Annotated in this window: 11 protein-coding genes; 9 read left to right on the plus strand and 2 right to left on the minus strand. The window is 52.4% G+C overall.

Annotated elements, in window-relative coordinates; translation table 11 throughout:
• Positions 1-316 precede the first annotated feature (316 nt).
• The 4 genes from glpA (at position 317) to LQ901_RS12895 (ending at position 5,357) form a co-directional block, all read left to right on the plus strand.
• Positions 317-1,993: an anaerobic glycerol-3-phosphate dehydrogenase subunit A gene (gene glpA / locus LQ901_RS12880; protein WP_064977088.1), complete on the plus strand. Its 1,677-nt coding sequence runs from the start codon at positions 317-319 to the stop codon at positions 1,991-1,993.
• Entirely contained in the window at positions 1,990-3,273 is a 1,284-nt protein-coding gene (gene glpB, locus LQ901_RS12885) for a glycerol-3-phosphate dehydrogenase subunit GlpB (protein WP_039046436.1), read from the plus strand. Before glpA ends, glpB begins: the two co-directional genes overlap by 4 nt.
• A complete protein-coding gene (gene glpC, locus LQ901_RS12890; protein WP_010862847.1) occupies positions 3,270-4,469 on the plus strand; it encodes an anaerobic glycerol-3-phosphate dehydrogenase subunit GlpC in 1,200 nt (399 codons plus the stop codon). The genes glpB and glpC overlap by 4 nt, the downstream gene beginning before the upstream one ends.
• Before the next feature lie 387 nt (positions 4,470-4,856).
• Positions 4,857-5,357: a hypothetical protein gene (locus LQ901_RS12895; RefSeq protein WP_010862848.1), complete on the plus strand. Its 501-nt coding sequence runs from the start codon at positions 4,857-4,859 to the stop codon at positions 5,355-5,357.
• A gap of 86 nt (positions 5,358-5,443) precedes the next feature.
• On the opposite strand, the gene LQ901_RS12900 is transcribed toward LQ901_RS12895, so the two are convergent.
• Both LQ901_RS12900 and LQ901_RS12905 read right to left on the minus strand, forming a co-directional pair.
• Positions 5,444-6,103, minus strand: a complete 660-nt coding sequence (locus tag LQ901_RS12900; RefSeq protein ID WP_010862849.1) for a 7-cyano-7-deazaguanine/7-aminomethyl-7-deazaguanine transporter — start codon at positions 6,101-6,103, stop codon at positions 5,444-5,446.
• A gap of 133 nt (positions 6,104-6,236) precedes the next feature.
• Positions 6,237-6,512, minus strand: a complete 276-nt coding sequence (locus tag LQ901_RS12905; RefSeq protein ID WP_233672311.1) for a DUF3630 family protein — start codon at positions 6,510-6,512, stop codon at positions 6,237-6,239.
• A 230-nt stretch (positions 6,513-6,742) separates the two neighbouring features.
• Here LQ901_RS12905 and LQ901_RS12910 point away from each other — a divergent pair, with 230 nt between their 5' ends.
• The 5 genes from LQ901_RS12910 (at position 6,743) to LQ901_RS12930 (ending at position 15,681) form a co-directional block, all read left to right on the plus strand.
• A complete protein-coding gene (locus tag LQ901_RS12910; protein ID WP_010862851.1) occupies positions 6,743-8,389 on the plus strand; it encodes a methyl-accepting chemotaxis protein in 1,647 nt (548 codons plus the stop codon).
• 371 nt (positions 8,390-8,760) lie between these two features.
• Positions 8,761-10,410 (plus strand): methyl-accepting chemotaxis protein, encoded by a 1,650-nt coding sequence (locus tag LQ901_RS12915; RefSeq protein WP_178088300.1) that lies wholly within the window; start codon positions 8,761-8,763, stop codon positions 10,408-10,410.
• 502 nt (positions 10,411-10,912) lie between these two features.
• Positions 10,913-12,559, plus strand: a complete 1,647-nt coding sequence (locus LQ901_RS12920; protein ID WP_152135406.1) for a methyl-accepting chemotaxis protein — start codon at positions 10,913-10,915, stop codon at positions 12,557-12,559.
• Positions 12,560-13,036: 477 nt separating this feature from the next.
• Positions 13,037-14,686, plus strand: coding sequence for a methyl-accepting chemotaxis protein (locus LQ901_RS12925; protein WP_064977082.1), 1,650 nt, complete (start codon positions 13,037-13,039; stop codon positions 14,684-14,686).
• Between the two features lie 305 nt (positions 14,687-14,991).
• Positions 14,992-15,681, plus strand: a complete 690-nt coding sequence (locus LQ901_RS12930) for a pirin family protein (RefSeq protein WP_010862855.1) — start codon at positions 14,992-14,994, stop codon at positions 15,679-15,681.
• Positions 15,682-15,793: the final 112 nt, after the last annotated feature.

A 15,793-nucleotide genomic window follows, 5' to 3' on the forward strand; every position in this document is an offset into this window, starting at 1 on the left:
ATTTTTCGTTTAAAATAAATCAGTTACGAACATATCTTTTTCGTTCGCGCCATTTTCATCCGCGCATTGGCATGATTTACACTGTATATAAATGTGACAAATGGTGATTGAAATCACAAATTAGCATTAATTAACGCTCATTTTGATTTCGTTTTTGCTCATTTATGGTCTATATCAAACATTTCAAACGGCGAAATTGCGATACTCCGCGCATGAACTGAACGCCTGCATGCGACTGACTTTCCTCTTCTAATTACCCGCAGTCGCACCGGCGTACCTCGTTGCCAAACCGCTGACCTGCGAGAACCCTGACCCTATGAATAGCGCAACCCGAATCGAAACTGATGTCGCGATTATCGGCGGCGGCGCCACCGGTGCTGGTGTCGCCCGCGACTGTGCCCTGCGCGGCCTGCGCTGCGTTCTGTTAGAGCGCGATGACATTGCTACCGGCGCGACCGGACGTAACCACGGCCTGCTGCACAGTGGTGCCCGTTATGCGGTGACTGACGAAGAATCGGCCCGTGAATGTATCAGTGAAAACAAGATCTTAAAGAAGATTGCTCGCCACTGTATCGAACCGACTGGCGGCCTGTTTATCACCCTGCCAGAAGATGACTTGGCGTTTCAGGACGGCTTTATCCGCGCCTGCCAAACCGCAGGCATTGATGCCAAAGCAATTTCGCCGCAAGAGGCGATCCGCTTAGAGCCGTCGGTGAACCCAGCGCTGCTCGGTGCAGTGACCGTACCGGATGGCACCGTCGACCCGTTTCGTCTGACCGCCGCCAACATGCTGGATGCGCGGGAAAACGGCACTCAGGTGCTGACTTATTGCGAAGTGGTCGGGCTGATCCGCGAAGGCGATCGCGTGATTGGCGTGCGCGCTTTCAACCATCAAACGCATCAGGTGGTGGAAGTGTATGCGGCGATCGTGGTGAACGCCGGCGGGATCTGGGGTCAGCGCATTGCCGAATACGCGGATCTGAGCATTCGCATGTTCCCGGCCAAAGGTGCGCTGTTGATCATGGGGCATCGCATCAATAACCGCGTGATCAACCGCTGCCGTAAACCGGCCGATGCCGATATTTTGGTACCGGGCGATACCATCTCCTTAATTGGCACCACTTCCAGCCGCGTGCCATATGATCGCATCGACGATATGCGCGTAACGCCAGAAGAAGTGGATATTCTGATCCGCGAAGGGGAAAAACTGGCCCCAGTGATGGGCCGTACTCGTATTCTGCGCGCCTATGCCGGGGTGCGTCCGCTGGTTGCTAGCGACAATGATCCGTCCGGTCGTAACGTCAGCCGCGGTATTGTGCTGCTGGATCACGCCGAGCGCGATGGTTTGGAAGGCTTTGTCACCATCACCGGCGGCAAGCTGATGACCTACCGTTTGATGGCCGAATGGGCCTCGGATCTGGTGTGCCGAAAACTCAATCACAGCGCCACCTGTACCACGGCCGAAAAACCATTACCGGGCTCAGAAGAGCGCACCGAAGATACCCACGCCAAACTGTTCAGCCTACCAGCGCCACTACGCGGCTCGGCAGTGTACCGCCACGGCGATCGCGCACCACGCTTTGCTGCCGAAGATCGCACCGACAGCTCACTGGTGTGCGAATGTGAAGCGGTGACCGCCGCCGAAGTGCGCTATGCCGTTAACGAGCTGAAGGTGAATAACTTAATTGACCTGCGTCGTCGGACACGGGTCGGCATGGGCCCTTGTCAGGGGGAACTGTGCGCCTGTCGCGCCGCCGGTGCCATGGCCCGTTTCAAGGCCACCACCGCGCAGCAATCCACCGCCCAGCTGCAAAGCTTCCTCGAAGAGCGCTGGAAAGGGATCCGCCCGATTGCGTGGGGCGATGCGCTGCGCGAATCTGAATTTACCAGCTGGGTGTATCAAGGTCTGTGTGGACTCGATGACATTCCACCTAGCCTGCCTGACACCGAATCGCCACACAGCAACACACTGCCACAGGGAGAGCCGCAATGAAGTTTGATGTTGCCATCATCGGAGCCGGTTTGGCCGGCCTGACCTGCGGTATTCAGCTGGCCGCCAGCGGTCAGCGCTGCACCATTATCAGCGCCGGTCAGTGTGCGCTGAATTTCTCATCCGGCTCACTGGATCTGCTCAGTCGCCTGCCGGATGGCACGGCGGTGGCCGCGCCACTGCAAGCGCTCGATCAGCTGACCACCCAAGCGCCGCAGCATCCGTATACCCGCATGGGCAGCGCCGCCATGACGCGCCATGTCGCGCACTTTATGCAGCTGCTGCAAGCCAGCAATATCGAGATGCAAGGCGAGGCTCAGCACAACCATCTGCGCATGACCCCGCTCGGCAGTTTGCGTCCAACGTGGTTATCCCCACTGAGTGTACCGGTACAACCCCTGCCGCTGCCGGCGCAAAGCGGAGCCTTAGCGCTGATTGGTATCGAAGGCTTCCATGATTTCCAACCGGAAATGGCGGCCGCCACCTTGCAACAATACCCGGCCTATCAGGGCTGCCAGATCCTAACCGGCCAGTTGACCCTACCACAGCTGGATCAGCTGCGTCGTAATCCCAGTGAGTTTCGCTCGGTTAACGTGGCGCGCGTACTGGAACAGCTGACCGACTTAGCGCCATTGGCCGCCGAGCTAAAACGCGCCGCGCAAGGTGCCACGACCGTGATCCTGCCGGCGGTATTAGGATTAGAGAACACCCGCCTGCGTAGCGAATTAGAGCGCCTCACCGGCCTGCAACTGCTGGAACTGCCAACCCTGCCACCATCGGTGCTGGGGATCCGCTTACAACAAGCCCTCAAGCGCCGCTTCCAGCAGCTCGGTGGCCTGTTTATGAATGGCGATCAGGTGCAGTCCGCCCGCATCGAAAATCAGCGTGTGACCGCCCTGTATACCCGCAACCATGAAGAAATTCCGGTCGAGGCGCGCGATGTGGTGCTGGCCAGCGGCAGCTTTTTCAGTAATGGTCTGGTGGCAGAGTTTGATCGGATCCGTGAGCCGGTTTTCGGGCTGGATGTGATTGAAACCGGCCCACGCGCCGAGTGGAGCGAAGAGCGCTTCCTGACCAGCCAGCCATTCTTACAGTTTGGTGTCAGCGTCGATAACCGCCTGCGGGTGCGTAAAGACGGCCAAACGCTGCACAATGTGTATGCCATCGGCGCAGTGCTAGGTGGCTATGATCCGATTTATCAAGGCTGCGGCGCGGGAGTCTCGGTGACGACCGCCCTGCATGTCGCTGAACAGATCCTGCAACAGCAGGAGGAAACCGCATGAGCCAGACACACGACTCGAGCTTTGAAAGCTGCATTAAATGTACCGCCTGTACCACCTTGTGTCCGGTGGCCAAAGTCAATCCGGCCTATCCGGGGCCAAAACAAGCGGGGCCGGATGGCGAACGTCTGCGCCTCAAAGATCCGGCGCTGTACGATGACGCGCTGAAATACTGCACCAACTGCAAGCGCTGCGAAGTCGGGTGTCCGTCGGATGTGAAAATCGGTGACATCATCCAGCGCGCACGCGCTCAGTACAGCCATAAAAAACCAACTCTGCGCGATGCGATTTTAAGTCACACCGATCTGATGGGGACGCTGTCGACCCCGTTCGCGCCGATCGTTAACCTGACCACCGGTTTAAAGCCGGTGCGTAAATTGCTGGATACGGCGCTGAAGGTCGACCATCGTCGTGAACTGCCGAAATACTCACACGGCACTTTCCGTAACTGGTATCGCAAGCACGCCGACAGCCAAAAGCAGTTTGCTGAACAAGTGGCCTATTTCCACGGCTGCTACGTCAACTACAACCACCCACAGCTGGGCAAAGATTTAATCCGTGTGTTTAACGCCATGGGAATTGGTGTGCAGTTGCTGGATCGGGAAAAATGCTGTGGTGTGCCACTGATTGCCAACGGTTTTACCGACAAAGCGAAAAAGCAGGCCGCCTTCAACGTGCGCCATTTAGAAACCGCGGTAACCGAAAAAGGTCTGCCGGTGATTGCTACCTCGTCTACCTGTACGTTTACCCTGCGCGATGAGTATCCGCATATTCTGGGAGTAGATAACAGCAAGGTGCGCAGCCATATCGATCTGGTGACCCGCTTTTTATACCGTGAGCTGAGTGCTGGGCGTGAGCTTAAGCTCAAGCACACCCCGCTGCGCGTGGCGTACCACACGCCTTGTCATATGGAAAAAATGGGCTGGGTACCGTATACGCTGGATCTGCTACAACGCATTCCGGGTCTCGAGCTCATCATGCTCGACTCGCAGTGCTGCGGGATCGCCGGTACCTACGGCTTCAAGAGCGAGAACTACGATACCTCGCAAGCCATCGGCGCGCCGCTGTTCCGTCAAATTGAGGAAAGCGGGGTCGATTTTGTGGTCTCCGATTGCGAAACCTGTAAATGGCAGATTGAGATGTCGACCAGCAAACGCTGCGAACACCCCATCACTGTGCTGGCGCAGGCGTTGGCGTAATGCTAACGCGCCCTTGCCTGATCAAGTCGGGTCAAGCGCGTTGGTGTAAGTAAACCGTGTCATCCCCCCAGCCGCTCTGCGGCTGGGACTTATCCTTGTGTGCTTAGGTCATAGTTACCTGTCTGAGGCCGGACACCACTGCCCTTTCCGGGTCCGGCTCTTTTTGCTCTGTATTCCCTTTTTCTGTGCCAAACAGCGTTTTTTCTCTGCTAAAACCGGCCTTTTCCCTGCAAATCATCTTTTTTAATGTCGGCAGTAAAATCTGCGTGATTTGCCTTACAAAAGCAGTAAAATGCCGCGCACTACGCTGCCGGTTTTCGCTTCAGTGCCCGGTAGCCAGCCTCTCATAACAACAAAATATCCAAACCAGTGATACAAGGAATGGTAATGAAAAAGTATGCGGCAATGGCGGTGATGTCTGTCGTTCTGGCAGGATGTGCCAGCAATCAGCCTCAGCAATCAGCGGACTATCAATACACCCCACCCACTCCCGTTGCGATCACCAGCAATGGCGAGATAGCTAAGCCCTATGATCTGACTTGGGCGCGTGCCGAGCGTTGGCTGAAAGAGCACAATCTGGCCGCCACCAACCAAGATCGCGCCGCCGGTTTGCTGTCAGTCACCCAAGCAGACTATGTGGATGGCCTCAAATATCTGGATTGCGGTAACGGTGGTAGCAAAGTGGCAATTGCCAACCCAGATGTGAAGCTGAATCTGATCATCACCCCCAATGGGGATAAGAGCGCGGCCAACGTGAACCTAAAAGGCACCAGCCGCGTCGACTACATCGATAGCGATGGCAGCCGGATCGCCGCGCCATCCGTCACCCCCGTGTGCGTATCACGCGGCGTGCTGGAAAGCGAACTGCTGCAATACTTAAATCAATAAGCAAGCGCGCAGCATCTACAAAAGCCAAATAAAAACGGGCAGCCCCTCAGCTGCCCGTTCTTTTTATCGCTTGCTGACTTAACCCATCAGGCCAGCGCGGTGGTCTGCTCGGTACGCGTCAGGCGTTTGAGCAGCACATTCAACAATACCCCGTAAGCAGGCAAGAACAGCCCCAAGCTGATGATGAGCTTAAAGCAGTAATCCACAGTGGCAATTTCCACCCAGTGCTGCGCCATGAACGGATCGGGACTTTTGTAAAAGGCGATAAAGAAGAATGAGACCGTATCGCTAACATTGCCAAACAGCGTCGAGGCCGTTGGTGCCACCCACCACGCCTTCATCTGGCGCAGACGGTTAAAGACATTGATATCCAAGATCTGGCCGAGCAAATAGGCCATAAAGCTGGCCACCGCAATACGTGCGACAAACAAGTTGAAATCGCCCAGCGCATTGAAGCCCTGAAATTCGCCGTTAAAAAACAGTACCGACACCACATACGAGATCAGCAGCGCAGGCGCCATGACCGCCAGAATAATCCGCCGCGCCAACGAGGCACCATAAATCCGCACCGTCAGGTCAGTCGCCAAGAAGATAAACGGGAATGAGAACGCGCCCCACGTGGTATGAAAACCAAAAATGGAGATCGGCAATTGCACCAGATAGTTACTGGAGGCAATGATAAATACGTGGAACAGCACCAGCCAGATCAGCGCATTACGCTGCTGGGCAGGAGAGAAGGATGACATTGATTGTGCACCTTTTTGTTGGTTGGGGTGAGGGAACCCAAATACATACCCAGCCTGTTGATTCGCTGCGTTTATCGGCACGCAGCCACAGGCGTAAGGTGAAATTATAACCGTCTCATCTGGGCTTGTCAGCTCAAAACGTGCGCTCATCCGCGAGGATCTGCGCCAAAAAGGCTAAGACGTCGCCGCCCTCTTCATTCTGCGCTTCTAGCCACAAGCACTCGGTATAATGATCGCCACGCAGCAGCAAAGAGGTACCCTCAAATTCAACCCGCCAAGTGTGCAAATCGGCATCACATTGACGCTCTAATACCTGCAGCTCCAACCGAGAAATCACCGGCTGCGCCCGCTCGGCGAAATTATCAAAATTGAGCCCCGGCACGGGAATAGTTATTGAGTAATTTTCCATATCGATTCAAAAATTTCCAATTACGGCTGTGAATTATGCGTTAAGCGACAATATAAACATCAGCAGATTATTCATGAATCCGCAATAAATAGTCGAAGAAATTAAATTTTTCGGACATTTGTCCGATATATCTGTTCTGCTATTACGCTATACCTCCAGCACAAATCACCTTGTGTTATGGTTTTTTAACGCCCCGTCGTGGCGGCGTAGGCTTTCTCCTGGAGACAAAAATGTCATTCCGTGACCTGAATATTGGTAAAAAGCTGTTTTTATCTTTCTCGCTACTCGGCTTGGTTATTATCGGTATTGGTGCTTTATCACTCACTTTGTTTAGCCGCATGAATGAACAGACGTTGGACGTAACCGATAATATCGTTCCCGGCATCATGATCGTTTCTCAAACCAGTGAAGCCGTTAGCAGCTTTCGCCGTTACCAATTAGGTTATCAACTCGTATTAGATAATCCCCAAAAAAACCAATACTTCGATAAAATTAACGCACTGCGTGCACAAGTGGACTCCGAGCTGGAAAAATACGCACCGTATGCGTTCAGTGCGGAAGATAAGCAGATGTTTCAGAACGTAAAAATTCAGTGGCAGCGCTATCTAGATATCAATCAGGACGTAATGAATAATCTGCAAAATGGTAATTTAGCGCAAGCTGAGCAGATTTTACTCAATCAGGGCATGACACAATTTTCCGAGCTAAATAATTCCATCAATGCACTGATCAAAATTAATAAACAATACGCCAATGAAAGTCGCACCAAAGCTGTACAAATTTACTCCTCGGTGCAGCTGTATGTCTCCATCAGTATTCTGATTGCCATTGCGCTCGTTACTGTATTAGCCCGCGTTCTAACCCGCCAAATTCGCGACCCTCTCCTGACTATCCTAGATCAAGCCAAACAAATCTCTAACGGTAACCTGCAACGCGGCGTGCTGTGTGATTATCTGGCATCTGGCCAAGCGGCACGCGATGAGATTGGCCAAGTCGCCTTTGCTATTCGCGATATGAAAGAAGGCTTGGGACATCTGGTCAATGAAATCTCCTCCTCCGTTTCTCAGCTCAGCACTGCGGTAGAAGAAGTGAGTGCCATTGCCGAACAATCTTCTCATGGCATGCAACAGCAGCAATCGGAAGTCTCGCAGCTGGCCACGGCAATGAACGAGATGCAATCCACCGTGCAAGAAGTCTCCCGCAATACTACCGATGCCGCCAGTGCCGCCCATCAAGCCTCCAATGCCTCAGATTCCGGCAGTAAAGTGGTGCAGGATGCGATTGGCAGTATCGAACGTGTCGCCAGTGAAATCGAACACTCCGGCCAAGTGGTTCAGCAGCTGGAACAAGACAGTGCCAGCATCAGTGTAGTGCTGGATGTGATCCGCAACATTGCCGACCAAACTAACCTGCTGGCACTGAACGCAGCGATTGAAGCGGCGCGCGCTGGTGAGCAAGGTCGCGGCTTTGCCGTGGTGGCCGATGAAGTCCGCACGCTGGCACAGCGCACCCAAGACTCGACCGCGGAGATCAACAAGATCATCGAAGTGCTGCAATCACGCGCCGCTGAAGCCGGTCAAGCGATGCAGATCAGTCGCCAGCAGATGCACACCAGTGTCGAGCAAGCGCGCAATGCTGGGGCCACCATCGCCCAAATTAACCACGCAGTGGTACGTATTTCGGATATGAATACCCAAATTGCCAGCGCCACCGAGCAGCAGAACTCGGTGACCGATGAGCTCAATCGCAGCATTGTCACTATCCACAATGCTTCCGATGAAGTGGCGCAAGGCGCGAATCAGACTGCGCAAGCCTGCGCGGAGCTGAGCCAGCTGGCCATTCACCTGCAACAGGTCACCAATCGTTTCGCGGTATAAATTCCCCCTTCATATCGCGCCGACATCAGTCGGCGTATAAGATACTGCTTACACTGACCGTCATTGAGAATATGGCGGCCAGTGATATATCCCTTCGCTTTTTCCTTCCCCCAATACCACTTTTTTATTCTTTTTCCTCTCTGGCACTGTCTATTTATCATTCATTTAAAATCAATCAGTTAATCTAAACGCAACGGTATATACGCCGAATTGTCACACTAAATTTTCTTTTTTGCTTTAATTTTGCCCAGTTGCAGCCGTTATTAATAAATATATACAAAAAGATACATATATTAAGTTGCACCATTGGGATGTTGTCGTTGCGGCGCCTTATTCCTGACCGCTTAAACTTGCTAAATGAGAATAATGGTATGTTATTGAAGCACCTTTCCATCGGCAAAAAGCTGACCTCCGCATTTTCTTTATTGTGTTTGTTAATCATCGGCATCGGCCTGTTCTCGCTGTTGCAATTCAGCCGCTTAAACGGTGGTTCACAGCATCTGGCCGAACAGGTGATCCCGAGCATCACTCAGGCGGCCACTATCGATAGCCACATCAGCCGATTGCGCCGTAATGAAATGGGGATCATCGTGGTCTACGATAACCCAACCATGAAGGCTGACTATCAGAAGCTGTTAGACGCCATTCCCGCCCAAATTGATGATGCCATTGCCCAATTTGCGCCGTTGCTGGAAAGCGAGCAGGAGCGCCAGATCTATAACAACATCAAAAATGAGTGGTTAGCCTATCAAGGTCTGCATCGTCAGATGATGGACGCTATCGAGCGCGGTGATTTGCAGCAAGCGCGTTATATTTTGGTCGACCAAAGCCGCAGCCTATTCAGACAACTCACCGCACACGTACAAGATTTAATCAATATTAATCAGACCTTTGCCAACAATGCACGCCAAGATGTAGACAATATCTTCAGTGCCTCGAAAGTCAGTATTGCTATCAGCATTGCGCTCTCCGTGGTCATGGTGGTGTTCTTTGCCACCCTGCTGACGCGGCAAATCCGCGATCCACTGTTGCTGCTAGTAAGTCAGGCTCGCCTGATTGCTAACGGGCAGCTTGGCCGCTCTGCGCTGTGCGACTATATCGACTCCGGTAAACTCTCTCGCGATGAAACGGGGCAACTGGCGCTGGCGATCCGGCAGATGAAAGAGGGGCTGTATACTCTGGTCAATGAAATCACCTCCTCGGTATCGCAACTCAGTGCTGCCGTCGAGGAAGTGAGTGCTATCGCCGAACAATCGGCGCACGGCATGCAGCAGCAACAGTCGGAAGTATCACAATTGGCCACCGCCATGAACGAGATGCAATCCACGGTGCAAGAAGTGTCACGTAACACCACCGAAGCGGCATCCGCAGCGCAAGTGGCCTCGGCCTCCTCTGGCAGTGGAAGCAAAGTGGTGCAAGATGCCATTGGCAGTATTGAGCGGGTCGCCAGTGAAATTGAACACTCAGGTCAAGTGGTGCATCAACTGGAGCAAGACAGCGCCAGCATCAGCATGGTTCTGGATGTGATCCGCAATATTGCCGATCAAACTAACTTACTGGCACTGAATGCGGCCATTGAGGCAGCGCGGGCTGGCGAACAAGGGCGTGGTTTTGCCGTGGTAGCCGATGAAGTACGCACGCTGGCACAGCGCACCCAAGACTCGACCGCTGAGATCAACAAAATTATCGAGGTACTGCAATCACGTGCCGCAGAAGCTGGTCAAGCCATGCAGTTAAGTCGTCAACAAATGCATACCAGTGTCGAGCAAGCGCGCAACGCCGGCGCCACCATTGAACAAATTAATGATGCGGTGATACGCATTTCCGATATGAATACCCAAATTGCCAGCGCCACCGAGCAGCAAAACTCCGTGACCGATGAGCTCAACCGCAGCATTGTTAACATCCACAATGCCTCTGATGAGGTGGCACAAGGTGCCAACCAGACCGCGCAGGCCTGTGGTGAGCTCAATCAACTGGCGAACAATCTACAGCACACGATCGCTCGATTTAGTCTATAAGGCGCGCTCTTCACTTTAGCACGCATCTCTACACCGTGGCGCTGGCTATCCAAGCCAGCGCTGCCGGCCAGATACATTTCTCGATATAACCACTTATATCAAGTCACAGGTTAAAGTTAGACATAAACACCACCACAATCACTTAATTAAGCACATCGAACCAGATAGTTAATTGAATATCGCACAATAAATCCATCGCCACGGCAAAAACACAAAACAAAGTAAATATGACAGTGAGATATATTTATATTTGTCGCACAATTTAGTCGACAACGTTATTTTTTGCATTGCGTGCGGTTTAATTGCCAATCACTGCATATTTGGCTGTTTTTTATCCCAATGACACAGATCACATTTAATATTCTTTTTTTCTATCCGATAGATTCTCTCTGAATACATTATCGAAAATAGACCTGACGCATCATGTTTGAAACTAGCAATGGAGCATGCGGTTAAATTCAATTTCTGATGCGATATCACTGCCGTTATGCTGGAGCAATCAATGTCATTACGTGACTTAAATATCGGTAAAAAGCTGTTCTTATCCTTTTCCTTGCTCTGTCTGATTATTATCGGGATTGGGGGCTTATCACTGACACTGTTTCAACGCATGAACGCCGAAACGTTGGAAGTGACTGATAATACAGTACCTAGTCTGATGCTAGTGTCAGAAGCATCGATCCTGATTAGCGACTTTCGTCGTTACGAACTGGGCTATTTACTGGTTATTAATGACGCAAACCGTCAAGAGTATCTGAATAAATTGCTGGAGCTGAAACAAGATGCCAGTAATGAGTTGCAAAAATACGCCAGCTATGTATCAGGTGCCGATGATCAAGAGGCTTATCAGCGCGTCACCAATAAATGGGCGCAATATCTGAACATCCACAATCAGTTTATTTCCGCATTGCATGCAGGCGATACCAATCAAGCCAAGCAAATATTATTGACCTCCGGTAGTTCGACCATTTTTGAGCTGGATGATTTAATCGCCAACTTGATGAAAATTAACCGTGATTACAGTGTGGAAAATCGCACCTCTGCACTTTCTATTTATTCGATGGTAAAACTGAACGTCGGCATTGCGCTATTGGTGGCCATCGGCCTGGTGATATTACTGGCGACAGTGTTAACCCGTCAGATCCGCGATCCATTATTAGTGATTTTGGAACAAGCCCATCAAATTGCCCGCGGTGATTTGCAGCGTGGTGCGCTGTGTAATTTCCTCGACGCCGGCAAAGCATCACAAGATGAAATCGGTCAGTTGGCCTTTGCCATTCGCGAGATGAAAGACAATTTGAGTGGTTTGGTGAGCGAGATTTCCTCCTCGGTTTCCCAGCTCAGCACCGCGGTGGAAGAAGTGAGCGCCATTGCCGAGCAATCGTCACACGGTATGCAACAGCAGCAATCAGAGGTTTCGCAGCTGGCCACGGCGATGAACGAGATGCAATCCACCGTACAGGAAGTGTCGCGCAATACCACCGATGCCGCCAGCGCCGCCCAGCAAGCCTCTGATGCCTCGGACTCCGGCAGCAAAGTGGTACAGGATGCCATCGGCAGTATCGAGCGTGTAGCCGGTGAAATCGAGCACTCCGGCCAAGTGGTGCAGCAACTGGAGCAAGACAGTGCCAGCATCAGCGTGGTGCTGGATGTGATCCGCAATATTGCCGACCAAACCAACTTGCTGGCGCTGAACGCCGCCATTGAAGCTGCGCGTGCCGGTGAACAAGGTCGCGGCTTTGCCGTGGTGGCCGATGAAGTGCGCACACTGGCACAGCGCACCCAAGATTCCACCGCCGAGATCCATAAGATTATCGAGGTGCTGCAATCGCGTGCCGCCGAAGCGGGTCAAGCGATGCAGGTAAGCCGTCAACAAATGCACACCAGTGTTGAGCAAGCGCGCAATGCCGGTGCTACCATCGAGCAAATTAACCAAGCGGTGGTGCGCATTTCTGATATGAACACGCAGATTGCCAGTGCCACCGAGCAGCAAAGCTCAGTGACCGATGAACTCAATCGCAGCATTGTGACCATTCACAATGCCTCCGATGAAGTGGCGCAAGGCGCTAACCAAACTGCGCAAGCCTGTGCCGAACTCAGCCAACTGGCGATTCACTTGCAGCAAGTGACTAACCGCTTTGCCGTGTAAGCACGCACTCCCGATACGTTAACGGTGATTAAGCGCGGGTTGCCCTTCATTGGGCAACCCGCGCTTTATTGATGGCGATGTGTTAATCGCATCGAATGACCAAACCCACAGTACACTCTAGATACCTAGGCAGCAAAAAGCGTACTTCTCTGCCATCAATAACCCGCCGCCAATAAAAAACCACTCGTCATGTAATCCACGATACCAATAATAGTGCAAGGTATACGGAAAGAAATTTTTACCATTACACTTTTATTCATTTCTATTATAAATCAATGCATTAGTGACTATTCGTCCGAAAGTGTGTCGAGAATGACATATTTATTTATATCTTTTGGCTTAATTCTGTCCGCCAGCGGCCGCTACTAATCGGTATACAAGGATAAACGTATCTTTTATCGCACCGGCCGGAGGTTCTCTCCGACCGTTACGGAACCTCTTTCTGATCGCTCACCTCTGCTAAACGAGAATAGTGATATGTTATTTAAGCATCTTTCCATCGGCAAAAAGCTGACTGCGGCGTTCTCGCTGTTATGTCTGCTGATTATCGGTATCGGCCTGTTTTCCTTACTGCAGTTCACTCGGCTGAATGCTGAATCACTGGATTTGACTGACAATGTCATGCCAAGTATCCGCGTGGCAGCCCGAATCAGTGATGAAGTGGGTAATTTCCGCCGCTATGAATTGGGCATGTTCTTGGTCAATGACGATCCAAGCCGCAATGCCGAATATCAGCGAGTGCTGCAAAATCTGCCGTCTCAAGTTGATGGTGCGCTGACCGAATATGGCCCGCTGGTCTACAGTGACCACGAACGTCAGACCTATAACAACATTAAAAATGAATGGTTGGCCTATCTGGGTCTGCACCGTCAGGTGATGGATATGTTAAACCGTGGCGAGGTTCAACAAGCACGCCACTTCTTCCTGACCCAAGGGATCCCTGCTTATCAGAAGCTGAATACCCAAACCACCGAGCTGATGAACATCAACCAAGCCTATGCGGTTGAAGGCCGTCAGATGGCGGAAAATGTGTTTAGTTCAGCCAAACTGAGCATCTTCATCTGCATCGCGGTGGCGATTGTTCTGGTGGTGGTTTTCGCTAACATCCTGACGCGTCAAATTCGCGATCCACTGCTGTTGCTGGTTGATCAAGCCAAACAGATTGCTGGCGGTAACTTGGCACGTGGCGCACTGTGTGACTATCTGGACTCCGGCAAAATGGCCAACGATGAAATCGGTCAGTTAGCCAAAGCGATTCGCCAGATGAAAGAAGGTCTGCACCAGCTGGTGAACGAAATCACCTCCTCAGTATCGCAGCTGAGCACTGCGGTGGAAGAAGTGAGCGCGATTGCCGAGCAGTCGTCACACGGTATGCAGCAGCAGCAAAGCGAAGTGTCGCAGCTGGCAACGGCGATGAACGAGATGCAATCCACCGTGATGGAAGTGTCCCGTAACACCACCGATGCCGCCTCAGCGGCGCACGATGCCTCCGAGTCTTCTGGCTCTGGTAGCAAAGTGGTGCACAGCGCGATCCACAGCATTGAAGCGGTGGCGCAAGAAATCGAACATTCTGGCCAAGTGGTACAGCAACTGGAGCAAGACAGTGCCAGCATCAGCGTGGTGTTGGACGTGATCCGCAACATTGCTGACCAAACCAACTTGCTGGCGCTGAACGCCGCTATTGAAGCTGCGCGTGCCGGTGAGCAAGGTCGTGGCTTTGCAGTGGTCGCCGATGAAGTGCGTACCTTGGCGCAGCGCACCCAAGACTCAACTGCTGAAATCAACAAGATCATCGAAGTGCTGCAATCACGGGCTGCCGAAGCCGGTCAAGCAATGCAGATCAGCCGTCAGCAGATGCAAACCAGCGTTGAGCAGGCGCGCAATGCCGGTGCCACTATCGAGCAGATCAATCAGGCGGTGATCCGGATTTCCGACATGAACACCCAGATTGCCAGCGCCACCGAAGAGCAAAACTCGGTGACCGAAGAGCTGAACCGCAGCATCGTGAATATTCACAATGCCTCGGATGAAGTGGCGCAAGGCGCTAACCAAACGGCGCAAGCTTGTGCTGAGCTGAGCCAGTTAGCGGTACATCTGCAGCAGATGACCAATCGCTTCGCCCTGTAAGCCTCGGCATCCTCTCAGGGCGGTACCACACCCAGAGCGGGACGCTAAGTAAATAGCGCGCAATAGAGCAACAGGCCATCCAGGCATACTGGGTGGCCTTTTTTATCTCTGCCGTTACCCGCCATCCCCTTTTTACCTCGCGTACGGTCCCTGGCACGGAAAGGTTTCCCAGCATGGATGCGCGCTTGGCTCGGCGAGGCGTAAAATTCGAATATTCGTAATAATCGAAAGGTTTTGTGCGTTTTTTGCGCTTTTTTTCATGCTGCAGCGGACTACACTGATCCCATCAAGTCCGGGAGGTGTGTATGTTACATCTGAGAAAAAGCGAGCAACGCGGTCATGCCAATCACGGCTGGCTAGATACCTGGCACAGCTTCTCTTTTGCTGATTACTTTGACCCCAGCTACATGGGCTTTTCGGCCCTGCGGGTGATTAACGAAGATTTTATTGATGAAGGCTGCGGCTTTCCGACTCACCCGCACAAAGACATGGAAATTCTGACCTACGTCCGCCAAGGTCGCGTCGCCCATAAAGACAGCATGGGCAATGCCACTGAGGTGCAAGCGGGGGAATTCCAAATCATGAGCGCGGGGACCGGTATTCGCCACTCCGAATACAACCCGAGCAATGATGAACTGCTGCACCTGTTCCAGATCTGGATCCTGCCGCAGCAAAAAGGGCTGGAGCCGCGCTATGCCCAGCGCCGTTTTGAGCCACAATCAGGGCCGCAATTGATCTTGTCACCGGATGCGCGCGATGGCTCATTGCAGGTGTTTCAAGACATGCAGCTGTGGCGCTGGATGCTCCAGCAAGGTGAGCAAGCGACTTACACGCTGTTGGATAATCGCCGTTTATGGCTGCAACTGGTCAGTGGTAGCTTAACCGTCAATGGTGAGCAGTTGGAAAACAGTGATGGGTTAGCGCTGTGGGAAGAAAATCTGCTGCACATCAGCGCCGACAGTGACAGCGAATTCCTGCTGTTTGATTTGCCTTAATACGCGGACGCGGATTAGCGAGCACTAATTCGATGGCGTTGCTCGACCGGCATGCCTGTAACCGTCGAGCTATGCTCTTAAAAGCCAAGCATGATGCTTGGCTTTTTTATGT

Source organism: Plesiomonas sp. PI-19 (assembly GCF_021368255.1).
Classification (GTDB): domain Bacteria; phylum Pseudomonadota; class Gammaproteobacteria; order Enterobacterales; family CAMTGL01; genus Plesiomonas; species Plesiomonas shigelloides.